The organism is Mesorhizobium sp. Cs1299R1N1, assembly GCF_037179655.1.
GTDB lineage: Bacteria > Pseudomonadota > Alphaproteobacteria > Rhizobiales > Rhizobiaceae > Mesorhizobium > Mesorhizobium salmacidum.
In genome coordinates, this window is record NZ_JAPYKR010000001.1 from 652,111 (window position 1) to 668,319 (window position 16,209).

Below are 16,209 nucleotides of genomic sequence, written 5' to 3' on the forward strand. Positions count from 1 at the left end.
TTTCCGCCCGTGTCCGTCTACCTATTCGTCTCTGTCCACTGGTGTTGCCGGAATCGAGAATCCGTCCACACCATCCATGCGTTAACGAGAGCCAAAGCATGACGTCAAGTGACGAACGCCAACCGGGTAGCCGTCGCCGCTTGTGGTGGCTTGCCGCGTTCATCCTGGTGCTGTTCGCCATCTACAGCGCCGGCTGGTTCTATATGGCCGACAGGGTGAGGTCCGAGGCCGACAAGGCGGTTGCCACGCTCAACAAAAGCGGCATCGCGGCCGGCTGCGCCAATCTCCAGGTCGGTGGCTATCCCCTGAGCTTTGCCGTCTCTTGCGACAACCTCGCTTACGAGGACGATGCCAAGAACATCGCCGCCTCGGCCGGTAGTTTCAATGCCACCGCCCAGATCGTCCAACCCTTGTCGCCGGTTGCCAGTCTGCGCGGTCCGCTCCGGACCTCCGTCCCGGGCATGATGCCGCTCTGGATCGACTGGGACAATCTGCAGGCCAACGTCAAACTGTGGTACCCGCTGCCGCGGCGCATATCGCTGCAGGCCGAGGGCCTATCAGGCCAAACCGACCCGGCCGACGACACCGATCCGGTCGAACTGTTCAGTGCTGGCAAGGCATCGGGCCAGTTGCAGCCGAATGGCGGGGATCTCGACTATGTCGGCAGCTTTGGCGATCTCGAGATCGATCCCGACGCGATCGGCGGGCGCGTGCTGCCGGCGCTCGATGCCAGCGGCGACGTGACACTGAAGAACGGCGTCGCGGCGATCGGCACGCAGGTGAAAAGCCTGCGCGGCCAGAGGATCGAAATCCGCACCCTCGATCTGTCGTCGGGAATGGCGCGTGTCACCGTTTCCGGGCCGCTTTCGGTCGATGCCGAGGGCCTGGTCGACGCCGATCTGATGATCAGGATCAAGGATCCCAAGGCCGTGGCATCCATTCTTGCCGGCGCCATACCCGAGCAGAAGAATGCGATCGAGCAGGGTTTTGGCGCCCTGGCGCTGCTTGGCAGCGAACCGTCGATGCCGCTGAAAGTGGTCAAGGGCAAGGCCTCGCTCGGCTTCATCCCGCTGGGCAAGATCAAGCCGGTGCAATAGTCCCGCCATGGCAAGACCCGTGAAGCTCCTGAGTGTCGGGGCGCTGACGCTGGATACGATCCTGCGTGTCGATACATTGCCCCATCATCAGGGAAAGTTCATCGCCTCCGACGGCATCCAGATCGCCTCGGGCATGGCCACGAGCGCGGCCTGCGCCGCGCATCGCCTCGGCGCCGAGGTATCGCTATGGGCGAGCGCCGGCGACGATCCGGTCGACGATCAGCTGATTGCGAGAATAGAGGCCGAGGGCGTCGATTGCAGCCATGTGCGCCGCGTCAGCGGCGCGCGCTCGGCACTGGCCTCGATCCTGGTCGATGCGCATGGCGAGCGGATCATCGTGCCTTTCTACGACACACGCGCTCAGGCTGATCCCGAGGCCTTGCCGTTCACCGACGTCACGACATTCGATGCCGTCCTGGCCGACGTGCGCTGGCCGGGTGCCGCTGCCCTGGCCCTGAAGGCGGCGCGCGCCGCTGGCCGGCCGGCTATCCTCGATGCCGATACCGCGCCGCTTGCGGTGCTGGAACAATTATTGCCGCTGGCCTCGCACATCGTCGCCTCCGAACCGGCAGTCCGCATCATATGTGGCCACGCGCTGGATCTGGAGACCGCCTGCACCGACCTTGCCGCCCGCACCGATGCCTTCGTCGCGGTCACCGGCGGTGCGGCGGGAACCTGGTGGCTCGATCGAAGCGCTGGATCAGCCCGCCATGTCGAGGCACCGAGGATCAAGGCGGTCGACACGCTGGCCGCCGGCGATGTCTTTCATGGCGCCTTTGCGGTCGGGCTGGCGGAAGCCATGCCGGTCGAACAGGCCTTGCGTCTCGCAAGTGCGGCCGCCGCGCTCAAATGTCTGCGCTTCGGCGGCAGGCTGGGCGCGCCGGATCGGGCGGAGACGCTCGCCATGATGGCAGCGACCTGGCCTGAAACAGCTTAGCTCTTTGCCGGGTGCTCCACCGCCTGGCGGCCGAAATCGGGCGCGTCGATATCCTGGCCGGCTTCGATGATCGAGCGGCGCACGGCGCGGGTACGGGTGAACAGGTCGAACAGCTTGTCGCCGTCCCCCCAGCGGATCGCACGCTGCAGGAAGGCCAAATCCTCCGAGAACCGCGCCAGCATTTCCAGGATGGCATCCTTGTTGTGCAGGCACACGTCCCGCCACATGGTCGGATCGGAGGCGGCCAGACGCGTGAAATCGCGAAAACCGGAGGCGGAATATTTGATCACTTCAGTCTTGGTCACCGATTCCAGATCGTCGGCGGTGCCGACGATGTTGTAGGCGATGATGTGCGGCAGATGCGAGACGATGGCGAGCGTCATGTCGTGATGCTGCGGGTCCATCGTGTCGATGTTGGCGCCGCAGCGGCGCCAGAATTCCGAGAGCCGTTCCAGCGCTTCCGGATCGGTGCCCGATACCGGCGTGAAGATGCACCAGCGATTGTCGAACAGGTCGGCAAACCCGGCATCCGGGCCTGATTTTTCGGTACCCGCCAGCGGGTGGCCGGGAATGAAATGGACGCTATCAGGCACATGCGGTTGCATCTGCGCGATGACCGACGCCTTGGTCGAGCCGACATCGGTGAGGATCGCCCCCTTTTTCAGCGCCGGCGCGATTTCCTGTGCCACCGCGCCGGACGAACCGACCGGCACCGAGACGATGATCAGATCGGCGTCGCGGACCGCTTCCCTGGCAGCCGTGGTGTAGGAATCGCCGAGGCCCAGTTCCTCGGCCCGCTTGAGCGTTGCCGCGCTGCGGGTCGAGATGGCGACGTGGCGAGCCAGACCCTCACGGCGAATGACGCGGGCGAGCGACGAACCGATCAGGCCAATGCCGACCAGCGCGATTTTTTCAAACATCGGAGATGTCATGGTTTCTAGCTCTTCAGGAATGTCGTGAGCGCGGCGACAACGCCGCGATTGGCCTCTTCAGTGCCGACGGTCATGCGCAGCGCGTTGGGAAAGCCGTAGCCTGAAACGCGCCGCAATATATAGCCGCGCGCGCTCAGATACTCATCAGCAGCCGCCGCCGAATGCTTCTGGTCGTCGGGAAAATGAATGAGCAGGAAATTGCCGACGCTCGGCGTCACCCGCAGTCCGAGCCCGGTCATCTCCTCGCTCAGCCAGGCGAGCCAGGTCTCGTTATGCGCCACACTGCGCTCGACATGGGCACGGTCGCGGATCGCGGCGATGCCGGCTTCGATCGCCGTCGCATTGACGTTGAAGGGGCCGCGCACGCGGTTGATGGCGTCGACAATGTGCATTGGACCATACATCCAGCCGATGCGCGCGCCGCCGAGGCCGATCTTGGAGAAGGTGCGCGTCATCACCACGTTCTCAGCGCTGCCGACAAGTTCTATGCCGGCTTCATAGTCGTTGCGGCGGACATATTCGGCATAGGCCGCGTCGAGCACCAGAAGCACGTTTTTCGGCAGTCCGGCATGCAGCCGGCGCACCTCCTGGAACGGCACATAGGTGCCGGTCGGGTTGTTGGGATTGGCCAGGAACACGATTTTCGTGCGCGGTGTGACAGCCGCCAGCATCGCATCGATGTCGGCGCGCTCGTCGGTCTCCTTGACCACCACCGGGGTGGCGCCCGCCGACTGGATGTAGATCTTGTAGACCATGAAGGCGTGTTCGGTGAACATGGCCTCGTCGCCGGGCGCGAGATAGGTCTGCGCCAACAGGCCGAGGATCTCGTCGGAACCGTTCGAGCAGATGATGTTCTGCGCGTTGAGGCCATGCACCTCGGCGATCGCCTCGCGCAACCGCCTGGCGGTGCCGTCGGGATAGACGTCGAGTTTGCCGGCGATCTCACGCGCGGCCTCGATCGCCTTCGGCGAGGGCCCAAGCGGATTCTCGTTCGACGACAGCTTGTAGACCTTGGCGACACCGGCCGGCGCCGTGCTCTTGCCGGGCACGTAGGCGTCTATGTCCATGATGCCCGCGCGCGGGGTCGGACGTGCCTGATCAGGTGTCTGGTTCATTTTTGCAAAATCCGTCGAAAACACCTCCATCCGGAAGCCGCTGCGGAAATACAGGCCATGGCAGGCAATGTCGAGGGGCGGCAGTGGTGCCGGCCGCCGGCATTGACGGCGAGGCGGGTGAGTTCTAGAAGGACAGGGACAGTTCCGTGGTGATTTGGCCGGTCGGCTTGCAGCCACGTTAAACAATTCGCTAAAGGGCCGTTTGCGTGACGTAACCGGCTTTGCGAAGGCAATGCCGGTTTTTTATTGTCCGCGACCGGCCGGACGAACGCATCGGCGGCGCGGAGATCGGCAGCGATTTCCGCAAAAAGCACGGTGCAGCAAGAGAGACGTGATGGCTGTTCTGCGTGCAGGAAAGACCAACAACGAGGCCGATCAACCGTCGAGCCCGGTGTTGCGTTTCGGGCCCGACAAGCCGCTCAAGCTCGACGCCGGCACGCTGCTGTCGCCATTCCAGATCGCCTACCAGACCTATGGCACGCTGAACGACGCTCGTTCCAATGCCATCCTCGTCTGCCATGCGCTGACCGGCGACCAGCATGTCGCCAGCACCAATCCGGTGACCGGCAAGCCAGGCTGGTGGGAAGTGCTGATAGGCCCCGGCAAGATCATCGACACCAGCCGCTTCTTCGTCATCTGCTCCAACGTCATCGGCGGCTGTCTTGGTTCCACCGGGCCGGCCTCGACCAACCCCGTCACGGGAAAGCCCTATGGGCTCGACCTTCCGGTCATCACCATCCGTGACATGGTGCGCGCGCAGCAGATGCTGGTCGACCATTTCGGCATCGAGAAGCTGTTCTGCGTGCTGGGCGGTTCGATGGGCGGCATGCAGGTGCTGCAATGGGCGTCGAGCTATCCCGAACGGGTTTTTTCGGCACTGCCGATCGCCACCGGCGCGCGCCATTCGTCACAGAACATCGCTTTCCACGAGGTCGGGCGGCAGGCCGTGATGGCCGATCCGGACTGGCATGGCGGCAAATATTTCGAGCACGGCAAGCGCCCGGAAAAGGGGCTGGCGGTGGCGCGCATGGCCGCCCACATAACCTATCTGTCGGAAGCCGCCCTGCACCGCAAATTCGGCCGTAACCTGCAGGATCGCGAAGCGCTGACCTTCGGCTTCGATGCCGATTTCCAGATCGAGAGCTATCTGCGCCACCAGGGCATGACCTTCGTCGACCGTTTCGACGCCAACTCCTACCTCTACATGACACGGTCGATGGATTATTTCGACCTCGCCGCCGACCATGGCGGCCGGCTGGCGGACGCCTTTGCCGGCACCAAAACCCGCTTCTGCCTGGTGTCCTTCACGTCGGATTGGCTGTTTCCGACCGAAGAGAGCCGCTCCATCGTCCATGCGCTCAACGCCGCCGGCGCCTCGGTATCCTTCGTCGAGATCGAGACCGATCGCGGCCACGACGCCTTCCTGCTCGACGAACCGGAACTGTTTGCCGCCATCAACGGCTTCATCGGCTCGGCCGCGCGCGCCAGGGGGCTGGGCGTATGACCCCGAAAAGTTGCAGACTTTTCGGACCAAGGTCATGCGCCGAACAGAAAGGCGAAGCCATGACCCCGAGGAGTTGCGGACTTTCCGGACCATGGTCATGCGCCACTCAGGAGGCGAAACCATGAGCGTCAACGGCAGCCAGCGTGTCGACCTCGAGGTCGTCGCCAACCTCATCCCGCCGCAATCGCGCGTGCTCGACGTCGGCTCCGGCGACGGCTCGCTGCTCGAATTGCTGCAGGAAAGCAAGCAGGTCGACGGCCGCGGGCTCGAGTTGTCGCAGCGCGGCGTCAACGAATGCGTGGCGCGCGGCCTCTCGGTCATCCAGGGCGATGCTGACAAGGATCTCGAATTCTATCCCGACAAGGGTTTTGACTTCGTCGTCCTGTCGCAGACCCTGCAGGCCACCCGCAATCCAAAACTGGTGCTCGACGAACTGCTCAGGATCGGCAATCGGGCGATCGTCTCCTTCCCCAATTTCGGCCATTGGCGGGTGCGCCTGTCGCTGTTCGTCAAGGGCCGAATGCCGGTGACCAAGGATCTGCCCTATTCCTGGTACGACACGCCCAACATCCACTTCTGCACCATCCGCGACTTCGTCAATCTGTGCGAAGAGCTTGGCGCGACGGTGGAAAAGGCGACAGCGCTCGACGCCAACGGCCAGAAGATCGGCCTGTCGATGCCATGGTGGTTCTGGAATTTCTTTGGCCAACAGGCTGTGTTCCTGCTGAAGCGGTAGTGGTTGCCATGCATCTCTTTCGCAGACGGCCTCTTCCGGTTGAAATACCACCTGACATCCTGTCTGGCATAAAAGCTGGAATTCTGGTCTGCACGTCACCGCGCAGCGGCAGCAATCATCTCGCTGGATTGATGGCAGCCGCCGGGCTTGGCAACCCTTTGGAGTGGTTCGGCGGCCGCCGTCTTCTTGAATTGCCGAACTATCCTCGCGATCCCCGCGCTCAAGTCTTGCGGGCATTGAGGGATGGGCGATCCCCTTCCGGAATTTACGCAGTCAAACTGTTTGCCAGCCAATTTTCCCAAGTGGCTAAAACCATCGACCTACCAGCCACCCTCCCAGAATTGCGCTATGTCCGTTTGACGCGCCGCGATCTCCTTGGCCAGGCAATCTCCTGGGCTCGCGCCCGTCAGACCGGCCGATTCCGTTCTACCGAGACCGCCAACAACGCGCCACGTTACGACGGCGCGGCGATCGCACAGTCGCTTGATAAACTTGTGCTGGAAAATCTGGTTTGGGACCTCTGGTTTGCAAAAAACGGTGTGCCTTTCCTGTCGTTGACATATGAGGATCTTTTGCAAGACCCACAGACCAGTCTTAAGCAAATCGCTGGTCTCGTTGACGCCGAGCTTGGCCGTGACGTCGGATTTGGCTTTGCGTCCGGCCTCGCAATTCAACGAGACACCGTCAATGTAGAATGGCGGCAGCGTTTCTTGGCGCAATATTCAGACACTTCAAGATTCCCGGTTGACCGCACTCGCGGTTCCCTTTGGTCCCGATTTGGTGGCGGTGGCTGATCGTCAGTATTGTTGGGAAACATCCCCGCGTGATCTTGAAAGGGTTGCCTTTAGGCCGACTTGCAGGGACTATCGCCAGTGCGACGCAGCGATATGATCCATGCGGAAATGGTTGAACCATACACAACATATTCCCTCGTGGTGGAGATGGAGAACGCCAAGTCCATCGATTGGGACGAAGTCGGCGTTGGCCTGAAGGCCTTGGCACGTGAAATCACCACGGTTTCTTCAGCCGGCTTGCACAGACCCAAGGTTGTTATCTCTCACGGCGGCACGGACGCCGAAGCTGGATCGCTTCGTATCGACGTCAGGGCGGTAGCGCCACAGCTGGAACAAGTTGCCGATCTGATCTTTACAGCTTCCCCCGGGGGCCGATACTACGATCTAAAAAACAACGGCATATTGGCAACGGACGGGGATATCGTCATTTTCACCGATTCCGATGTAGTGGCCGAACCAGGCTGGCTATCAGGTTTGCTTGAGCCCTTTAGCGATCCAGAAGTTATGTGTGTGAATGGATATACTTATCTTTCATACGATGATTTCTTTTCGAGAACGTTTGCACTGATCTGGTTTTTCCCAATGGCTCACGGAGACAAGCGGTTTGCCTCGAAGCGAGCGATGAACGCCAACAATGTAGGGTTTCGGCGCGACTGGATCGTCGATCATCCTTTTCCAAGACACAATGGCTTCAAGGTCTCGTGCACATTGTTGATGCGCGAATTGCAACGCGAAGGCCGCATAATTCGTAATGTCAACGCACGCGTCTACCATTACTCACCGCGGGGCTGGCGATTTTTTTTCTGGCGCGCCCTGGTCACGGGCAGAGACGCCGACCGAAAGTTCGTGGAGCTCAAATCGCCTGGCCGCACGCAACGGATCGTCAAGTCCTTCAGCCGTTGGTTCACCATGTCATGGCGCACCATAAGACGGATTATCGGCCATGCCGGGGGCACCGGGATGCCGCTTTGGCAAATTCCGTTTTCCCTTCTTGTCGGCCTTGCATTCTACAGTTTGGCGTTTTGGGGCCAGTTCAGTCTCGCTACAGGCCTGGTCAGCGACGACATCGAGATCGTGCCCGACTATGTCGGGCACAGCTAGCTGATCTTAGCGGTGGATTCGATCGCCCTTGCGAAAATTGATCGTCAACGCCACTTCGCAAGCATGGAAGACAGCGATGGTGTTGCGGTTGAAGCTCCAGGAGCCGGAATTCATCACGCCTTGTCGGTCGAACGACAGCAGAATAGGATGACATAACAGGTTGTTCTTTGTAGCGTCGCGCTGAATCCTATGAGGGCCATCCAGGGGGAAGTCCGATCCGTTCAACCATCCTGAAGATCAAAGGACCTGGCGCGAAGTGTGTTTTTGCGCTGAAGACGGCTGACGCGATATGAGCGGGAAGACGGAGCAGGCGCCCCTCATCACGGTCATCACACCGACCCACAACCGGCGCGAAACGGTGCTCCGCGCCGTCGAAAGCGTGCTTTCCCAGAGCATGCCGCGGTTCGAGCATATCGTCGTCGACGATGGCTCGACCGACGGAACCGAGGCGGCGCTCGCCCGCGTCAGCGATCCGCGGCTGATCTATGTCGGCGCGAAATGGCGCGGCGCCAACGCCGCCAGGAACGCCGGCATCGAACGTGCGCGGACCCCTGTGGTGACATTTCTCGATTCCGACGACGTCTACCTGCCGCACCGGCTTGAGCGCACGCTGGCCCGGTTCGATGACGATCCGTCGCTCGAAGTATTGCTGAGCTCATACGTCTCGCTGAAGAGCGGCCGCGCCACCAACTGCATCAATCCCGAGGCATTCGTGAGTTCCATGGTACTGGAGCGCACGCTTGTGGCGCAGACGATCTTCATCGCCGGCTCGGCGATATCGGCCCGCCGCGAGGCCCTGCTGGCGGTTGGCGGCTATGACAGCGACATCACCCGGATGCAGGACCGGGAGTTGCTGCTGCGCCTCGCGCAGCGGTTCGGCGCGCAATTGTCGGGAGATATCGACTGGACGAAATACAATTCGGAGAATTCGATTTCGGGCCGCAGGACAGGCTATGTCGAAGCCTATGCCAATCTGATGGGCAAGCACCCGCATATCGCCCGCTCCTACCCGCACATTCCGCCCTACATGATCTCACGGCAGATCATCGCCGATATTCTCAGGGGCCGGATACCGGAGGCGTTCGAGGGCTATATGGCCAATCGGTCGTCGAAGGCCCTCGGCTACTCCTTGCCGGAACTGGTCAACGGTTATGTCCAGGGCCGGCGCTGGCGCCGCGATCTCCTCAACACATTCCGCAACGAGTTTGGCGCCCGGCCTGCCTGACCCACGGCCAGGCCTATCGGTCCAGTTCCGGGAAATAGGGATCCGACAGGAACCGCCTGTCCCGTTCCCCCAGAAGGCAGTCGATCGGGGCGTCCATCTCGACAGGCGTGATTTTGGGCTTGTCCTGAATGCCGCTGACTTCCAGAATCAGCTTGCGCCGGATCGCCGTCGAGAATTCGGCGGCCGCATGGATCGGCAGCACGAAGGAACCAGGTCCGCCGGTCACGCACTGCGCATAATACTGATCGAGATGGCTGAAGGTCGGCGATGGCTTGATCAGGATCGGCAGGCCGTTGACGACTATGCCCTTGGCAATGGCCGCATCACGCGTCACGGTGACCGGCGGCCCGATATTGTTGGGGCCGTCGCCAGATATGTCGATGACGCTGCGTTCGCCCGCGAAATTGGTGCCGTCGAAAAGCTCGGTGCCGAAAGCAACCGCGCTTGAAATCGAGGTGCCGCGGAAACTCCGGAAGGGGCGGGCCGCAAGCTTGTCGGCAAAGCTGTTAGCGCTCTCGGCGCCGTCGATGATCTGCCAGCCGATGACCGCGTCGTCGCGCACCGTGCCGGCCCACTCGAAATAGGCGAGCGCAATGCGGCCCGTATGGCCGGAACGGACCGCCTCGATGAAATCGGCATGCCGCAGCGCCTCTACGTAGCCGGCGCGTTGAAGGGCGAACTCGGTTTCGTCCATCGACAGGGAGATATCGACCGCCAGCACCAGCTCGACGTCGACGGTCAGCGTATCCGGCGCCGAAGGAACCGGAGCGGCCTGGGCGCAAGCCAGGCAGGCAAGCAGGCTCATTATCTCAAGCATGGCCAGCACAAGCGATGTTTCGATCGCAACATCGCTCGCGATCACGGCGAAATAAAGCTTGTGGCAGGCGCGCGCCCGGCCGGTCCGAATGCCGGCTGTTCTATGCCTTGCGCCGTGCGGCGACTGGCGGCGGTTCGATGGCACCTGCCCGGACGGGGGCGGGTTTCAGGGCGGGCGCGCCGGTATCCTTCACGATCGTCAGGGACCGCGGGAAGAACTGATTGTTGTGCAGGCCGCGTCCGATATTAATGATCGCGGCGTCCTTCAGATGCTTATCCAGCAGCGACAGCACGCGCCTTAGCGACGGGCCGTCGAATGCATCCATCGCTTCATCGATAACCACCCATTTCGGCTTCCGCAACGCGAGCCTGGCGAAGGCGAGCGCTCGCTGTTCGTCATCGCCCAACTCCCGCTCCCAGCGGGCCGACCGGTCGAGCGAGGATGACAGCCGCCCGAGGCCGACTTCGCCAAGCACCGCCGAGATCTCGGCATCGCTTGCCGGAGCAACACCATAGGGATGGTCAAGAACCTCGCGCAGCGTGCCAGCCGGGAAATACGGGACACGAGGCACGAAGATCGGGGCTTCTCCCGCCGGCATGCCGATCTTTCCGCTCCCCCATGGCCACAGGCCGGCAATGGCGCGGAAGAACAGCGTCTTGCCGGCACCGGGCTCGCCGGTGATCATCACGCGCTCGCCGGCATGGATTTCGACATGCTGGTCGGAGAGCTTCGTACAGCCCTCCGGCGAGGCCACCTGGAGTTTCTCCAACGTCAGGCTGCCATTGGCGTTCTGATCGAAGGAGATACGCTTCTCCTTGTCGTGCAGCACATCGGTTTCATCGAGCGCGATGCGGAAGTCGGCGACGCGCATCAGCGTGGCACGCCAGTCGGCGATGCTGCCGATGTTGTTGATGAACCAGCGCAACGACGAATGCACCTGGTTGAAGGCGCCGACCGCCATCATCAGGCCGCCAAAGCTGATGTCGCCCGAGAAATAGACCGGCGAGGCGACCAGGATAGGCGCCACGACGGTGATCCAGCCATAGGTGTCGGTTACCCAGGACAGGTTGATCTGGGCGGTGTAGATGCGCCGCATGGCACCCAGCACCGTGCCGAGGTCGAGTTCGAGCCGTCTCTTGGCATCATTCTCGCCACGGTACAGCGCGATGGCATCGACATTCTCGTTGACGCGCACCATCGAGGAGCGCAGTTCCGCTTCGCGCGTGTAGCGGTCGCTGTTGAGGCGGATGAGCGGCCGCCCGACCAGCCAGCTCAGCCAGGAGGCGGTGCCGGCATAGAGGAACGCCGCCCAGACCATGTAGCCCGGTATCGCCAGCGACCAGCCGCCAATGTGGAACACGAAACCCGAAGACAGCTCCCACAACACGCCGACGAAAGACACCAGCAGGATGAAGGACTGCAGCAGGCCGACACCAAGATCGGTCGACAGGTCCGACAGATGCGCGGCATCCTGCTGCATGCGCTGATCGGGATTGACGCCGATGGCGCCGGCATTGGCCAGCCGGAAAGCACGCGCCGGCCGCATCCACTGGTCGATCAAATCCAGCGTCAGCGCCTCGCGCAACTTCAGCCGGATCATCTGGTTGAGCCAGGTCTGGCCGATGTTGAGCACCAGCAGCCCACTGGCGATCAAGGCAAAGACGAGAAGCTGATGCAGGAAGGCGGCCATGTCGCGGCGCGCGAGCGCGTCGTAAAAGGGTTGGTTCCAGCGATTGAGCAGAACCTGGCCGATCGACGTCGCGACGATGACGGCCATGATGCCGGCCGACGTCCACAGCAACCATTTGCGAACCGGCGATTCTATCAGCGCCCGCTTGATCGCCGCCACCTGATCGCGCAGGCTGCTGGCCACAGCGACCGGCTGAACGGTGGCCTGATTGTCCAGTTGATCAGCCATAGCCGAGGTCCTTGCGTTAAGTAGCGAAGCTGAAACCGGATGAGATTAAGAGAGCCGACGGCGGCAGCCCCTCAACCACTTTGCGAGCCCAGCACGACAGATAGGTCGGAAAGATGCCGCGCGATGCAAGTTTCCATCGCGATCACGACGGTGTCGCTTGCCGAGCCGACGATGCCGCACCGCTTCCCTCGGCCCGCCGGCCGAGCCGTGTCGCGCCATGTGGCGACAGCACCGGCACGAAGACGCGGCGGGACGCGCGCTGGGCCACCGGCACGCCTTGATAAAGTCGCTTCTGCGCTTCCACGACAATGACGCCGGAGAAGATCGGCCACAGCCGCCGGCCGGCGCGCTCCAGCACATTGTGGAAGCGCATCATGAAGCGCCGTCGCGATGGCGGGAAAAACAAGGCATCGGACCACGCGGCGGGCGTGAAATTCGCCTCGCGCAGCAGTTCGGTGAGCTGCCCGCGTGAGAAAGGCCGCCCGTTGCCGAACGGCGTATGTTCGAAGCGTGCCCAGACGCCGCGCCGGTTGGGCACGACGATGACGACGCGCCCCGCCGGCGACAGCACCCGCCAGATCTCGTTCAGCGTCTCGCGCGGGTTCTCGACGTGTTCGAGCGAATGGACGAGCAGCATGCGGTCGATGCAGGAATCGACCAGCGGCAGCTCCTCGTCGAAGACCAGTGCCGTTGCCGTCGGCCCCGTCGCCGGCCAAACCACGGCGCCCTGGGTCGCCGGCATGAAGGCGAAGACCCGCTCGGCGTCGGAGCCGAAGCGCTCCAGCCAGGGCAAGGTATAGCCGAGACCTACCAGCCGCTCATTGGGCACCGCGGCCCATATCGACGATAGCGCCATGGTGATCGAACGCTCGGCGAACCGGCCGAGCGTTGTCGAATAGAAGGAGCGAAGGTCGACGATGTCGGAATGCATGTCAGGGATGTAGCCGTGATGTCGGGCGGATTCAACAAAAGGTCCAAAGCGGCGGCACGGCGGATGTCAATTTGACATCCCAGGATGACATTCGGACGTCATTCGCTTTGACATCCGGGATGTCCTTCGCTTTGACATCCGGGATGACATTCACGCAGCGGCACCCTATGTCTGCAGCGGTAAAGGGAGAGATGCGATGCCGGTCGAAATCGAACAGTTCATGTGCCGCACCGACAATTTCGGTGTGCTGGTGCATGATCCCGAAACCGGCCAGACCGCAATCATCGATGCGCCCGAGGAAGCGCCGATCCTGGCCGCGATCAAGCGCACCGGCTGGACGCCGACGATGATCCTGACCACGCATCACCATGTCGACCATGTCGAGGCCAATCTGGCGCTCAAGGAGCGCTTCAAGCTGCGCATCGTCGGGCCGGAGGCGGAAAAGGCCAAGATTCCCGGCATCGACGAAACCGTCGAAGAAGGCTCCATCCTTCATCTCGGCGATGAGCGCATCGAGGTGATCGCCACGCCCGGACATACCGCCGGCCATGTCTCCTACCATCTGCCGGCATCGAAAGTGGCGTTCACCGCGGATACGCTGTTCGCCCTGGGTTGCGGCCGGCTGTTCGAATGCAAGCCGCCGGTGATGTACGAATCGCTGAAGAAGCTCGCGGCTCTTCCGGCCGAGACGACGGTCTATTGCGGCCACGAATATACGCTCGCCAATGCCCGTTTCGCGCTGAGCGTCGACCCCACCAATTCGGCATTGAAGGAGCGCGCCGCGCGGATCGAGGCGCTGCGGGTCGACAACAAGCCGACGCTGCCGACGACGATCGGCGAGGAACTGTCGACCAATCCCTTCCTGCGCTGGCACGATCCGGCAATCCGCAAGCATCTGGGCATGGAGAAGGCTGGAGATGCCGAGGTCTTCGCCGAGATCCGCAAGCGCAAGGACAATTTCTGAGCGCCGTGTTGGCTTTCTGCCGATGACCAGTTCCGCGGAAATCATAGCAACGCTCGCACTGAAGCCGCATCCGGAAGGAGGCTGGTACGCGGAAACTTTTCGCGACGAAGCCGGCGGTGCGCGGGGTCATTCGACCGCCATCTATTTCCTGCTGGAACGGCACCAGCTTTCGGCCTGGCATCGGGTCAGGGACGCCGCCGAGGTCTGGCATTTTTATGCCGGTGCCCCGCTGGCGCTGTCGATGTGGGAAGAAGGCGGCGCCATTATCGAGCAGGTTCTCGGCATCGACCTCGCGGCGGGCGAACGGCCGCAAATCGTCGTGCCGGCAGGCTGGTGGCAATCTGCGCGCAGCCTGGGCGAGTGGACGCTGGTCGGCTGCACCGTCGCGCCAGGTTTCGATTTCGCCGCCTTCGAACTCGCCGAGCCGGGCTGGCAGCCCTAACCCAGCAGGAAACCCAGGGTAATCGCGAGCTGGGCGGCGTAGTACAGCACCCAGACGACGAGGCGCATCAAGGCGCGCTGCGGTGATATGGCGGCGACCAGGAATTTCTCCGTGGCGAGCAGCCCGTCCGATGCCATGAACAGCACCACGCCGCCGATCACCCAGCTACTGTTTGTCGTCAGCGCCGACATGCCCATGGCCAGGATCGCAAGGATATAGGCGGCGATCGGAATACGCAGGCCGGGACCGACACGGCGCCAGAGCGCCGCCAGCATGACAATTGCGAACACCGCCATGGCCAGTGCAATCGCGCCCAGCCAGGATTCGGCGGCAAGCAACTCCAATCCGCCACCGCTACGCAGGAACAGCGCGGCATACACGATGTGGGCGACGAGAAAGCTCGCCAGCCCGCCGAGAAATGCCTTTTCCCCGTCGCGCGACAGGAAGGCGTCACCAACCGCGCTCAGCGCAAGGGCGGCGACCAGCAGCAGCGGGCCGCCCTGGATTGCGGCGAGTACGGCAAGCATGGCCACGGCGAGCGTCTTTGCCGCCGAGCGGGCCAGCGTCGGCCGCATGCCAAGCGTGAAGGCATAGATCACCGCCGCCACCAGCGAAAAGATCAGCGTTGCATTGGCATTGGCGTCGATGCCGCCGGCAAACGGCATCGTCATGCCCTGGCTCCGCCTTCGGATGCCCTGGCTCCGCCTTCGGATGCCCTGGCCCCGCTGTCGGATGCCCTGGCTCCGCCTTCGGATGCCCCGGCTCCGCTTTCGGATGCCCTGGCTCCGCTCCCGGTCGCCGCTGGCTTGCGCAAGAAGAGCGACTTTGCCGCCAGCGCCGCGCCGCCCGTGATGAGCACGCAGGCGGCCAGAATGCGCAACGAAGGCTCGGCCACACCGGCCGCGATCAGCACCAGCGTCGACAAAAGCGGTGCCGCGTAGCTTGCGGCGCCCAGCACCTGGATGTTGCCGCGCTTGACGCCGATGTCCCAGGCATAGAAGGCGGCGCCCACCGGCATCAGGCCGAGCCCGAGCACGGCCAGCCACTGGCCGGCGCCCTCAGGCAGCACTGTTTCCTCGAGCGCCAGGTGGCAGGCGAGCGACAGCACGGCGGTTGCCGCGCAGAACCAGGTGACGATGCTGGTCGGCACCGACGGGAAACGTCGCGACAGCAGTGAATAGGACGACCATAGCAGGGCGCAGACGGCGGCCATGGCATAGCCGAAAGCATAGCGCGCGTCGAAGGCCAGGCCGCCGCCCTTGGTGATGATCAGCACGGTGCCGGCAAGGCCGAGCAGCGCGCCGACGACATGATTCCAAGCCAGTTTTTCGCCCGGCATCAGCGCCGAGCCCAGCACGATCAGCAGTGGCCAGAGATAAGCAATCAGGCTCGCCTCCACCGCCGGCGCGTTGCGCAGCGCGGTAAAATAGAAGAAATGGTAGCCGAACAGGCCGGCAATACCGATCACCCAGACCTGGGGCGGGATTTTCTGGTTCCTGTCGCTGGCCGGCATGAACAGTCGCGCGACAAGCCCTACGCCCGTGCCGATCGAGAAAGTGATCGCCGACAACAGGAATGGCGGCACCTTGCCGGACGCGTCCGTCAGCAACGCAAGCAACGCCCACATGGCGACCGCCGAAAAGCCGATCAGTGTTGCGCGCCCCATTTTGTCTCCAGTGGCGCGCCCCATCCTGTC

The 16,209-nt window shown here is 62.8% G+C and carries 16 protein-coding genes and 1 riboswitch; of the genes, 9 read left to right on the plus strand and 7 right to left on the minus strand.

The window, feature by feature from the left end; genetic code table 11:
* Positions 1-98 precede the first annotated feature (98 nt).
* Both O7A70_RS03165 and O7A70_RS03170 read left to right on the plus strand, forming a co-directional pair.
* Positions 99-1,097: a DUF2125 domain-containing protein gene (locus O7A70_RS03165; RefSeq protein WP_337138965.1), complete on the plus strand. Its 999-nt coding sequence runs from the start codon at positions 99-101 to the stop codon at positions 1,095-1,097.
* Positions 1,098-1,104: 7 nt separating this feature from the next.
* Positions 1,105-2,034 (plus strand): sugar kinase, encoded by a 930-nt coding sequence (locus O7A70_RS03170; protein ID WP_337138966.1) that lies wholly within the window; start codon positions 1,105-1,107, stop codon positions 2,032-2,034.
* Here O7A70_RS03170 and O7A70_RS03175 read toward each other — a convergent pair.
* Together O7A70_RS03175 and hisC are read right to left on the minus strand one after the other, a co-directional pair.
* A complete protein-coding gene (locus O7A70_RS03175) occupies positions 2,031-2,966 on the minus strand; it encodes a prephenate/arogenate dehydrogenase family protein (protein WP_337138967.1) in 936 nt (311 codons plus the stop codon). The two genes, O7A70_RS03170 and O7A70_RS03175, sit on opposite strands and share 4 nt — an antisense overlap.
* 5 nt (positions 2,967-2,971) lie before the next feature.
* Entirely contained in the window at positions 2,972-4,081 is a 1,110-nt protein-coding gene (hisC, locus tag O7A70_RS03180) for a histidinol-phosphate transaminase (protein ID WP_337138968.1), read from the minus strand.
* A 136-nt stretch (positions 4,082-4,217) separates the two neighbouring features.
* A riboswitch (SAM riboswitch) is annotated at positions 4,218-4,295 on the plus strand.
* 120 nt (positions 4,296-4,415) lie between these two features.
* On the opposite strand from hisC, the gene metX reads away from it, so the two are divergent.
* From metX to O7A70_RS03205, 5 genes are all read left to right on the plus strand, one after another.
* Entirely contained in the window at positions 4,416-5,585 is a 1,170-nt protein-coding gene (gene metX / locus O7A70_RS03185) for a homoserine O-acetyltransferase MetX (protein ID WP_337138969.1), read from the plus strand.
* Positions 5,586-5,706: 121 nt separating this feature from the next.
* Positions 5,707-6,321, plus strand: a complete 615-nt coding sequence (metW, locus tag O7A70_RS03190; protein WP_140503320.1) for a methionine biosynthesis protein MetW — start codon at positions 5,707-5,709, stop codon at positions 6,319-6,321.
* Positions 6,267-7,115: a Stf0 family sulfotransferase gene (locus O7A70_RS03195; protein ID WP_337138970.1), complete on the plus strand. Its 849-nt coding sequence runs from the start codon at positions 6,267-6,269 to the stop codon at positions 7,113-7,115. Before metW ends, O7A70_RS03195 begins: the two co-directional genes overlap by 55 nt.
* Positions 7,116-7,193: 78 nt before the next feature.
* A complete protein-coding gene (locus O7A70_RS03200) occupies positions 7,194-8,216 on the plus strand; it encodes a glycosyltransferase (protein WP_337138971.1) in 1,023 nt (340 codons plus the stop codon).
* Positions 8,217-8,505: 289 nt separating this feature from the next.
* A complete protein-coding gene (locus O7A70_RS03205; RefSeq protein WP_337138972.1) occupies positions 8,506-9,441 on the plus strand; it encodes a glycosyltransferase family 2 protein in 936 nt (311 codons plus the stop codon).
* A 13-nt stretch (positions 9,442-9,454) separates the two neighbouring features.
* On the opposite strand, the gene O7A70_RS03210 is transcribed toward O7A70_RS03205, so the two are convergent.
* From O7A70_RS03210 to O7A70_RS03220, 3 genes are all read right to left on the minus strand, one after another.
* Positions 9,455-10,258 (minus strand): DUF1194 domain-containing protein, encoded by an 804-nt coding sequence (locus tag O7A70_RS03210; protein WP_337138973.1) that lies wholly within the window; start codon positions 10,256-10,258, stop codon positions 9,455-9,457.
* 100 nt (positions 10,259-10,358) lie between these two features.
* Positions 10,359-12,176 carry an ABC transporter ATP-binding protein/permease gene (locus O7A70_RS03215; RefSeq protein WP_337138974.1) on the minus strand — a complete coding sequence of 606 codons (1,818 nt, stop codon included), beginning with the start codon at positions 12,174-12,176 and terminating at the stop codon, positions 10,359-10,361.
* Positions 12,177-12,318: 142 nt separating this feature from the next.
* A complete protein-coding gene (locus O7A70_RS03220) occupies positions 12,319-13,107 on the minus strand; it encodes a class I SAM-dependent methyltransferase (RefSeq protein ID WP_027143509.1) in 789 nt (262 codons plus the stop codon).
* A 196-nt stretch (positions 13,108-13,303) separates the two neighbouring features.
* Between O7A70_RS03220 and gloB the strand changes: the two genes are divergently transcribed.
* On the plus strand, positions 13,304-14,071 hold the full coding sequence (gloB, locus tag O7A70_RS03225) for a hydroxyacylglutathione hydrolase (RefSeq protein ID WP_337138975.1): 768 nt from the start codon (positions 13,304-13,306) through the stop codon (positions 14,069-14,071).
* A gap of 22 nt (positions 14,072-14,093) precedes the next feature.
* Positions 14,094-14,513 (plus strand): cupin domain-containing protein, encoded by a 420-nt coding sequence (locus O7A70_RS03230; protein WP_027143511.1) that lies wholly within the window; start codon positions 14,094-14,096, stop codon positions 14,511-14,513.
* Here O7A70_RS03230 and O7A70_RS03235 read toward each other — a convergent pair.
* Entirely contained in the window at positions 14,510-15,184 is a 675-nt protein-coding gene (locus O7A70_RS03235) for a lysoplasmalogenase family protein (RefSeq protein WP_027143512.1), read from the minus strand. The genes O7A70_RS03230 and O7A70_RS03235 overlap by 4 nt on opposite strands.
* On the minus strand, positions 15,181-16,179 hold the full coding sequence (yddG, locus tag O7A70_RS03240; RefSeq protein WP_337138976.1) for an aromatic amino acid exporter YddG: 999 nt from the start codon (positions 16,177-16,179) through the stop codon (positions 15,181-15,183). The genes O7A70_RS03235 and yddG overlap by 4 nt, the downstream gene beginning before the upstream one ends.
* Positions 16,180-16,209 lie beyond the last annotated feature (30 nt).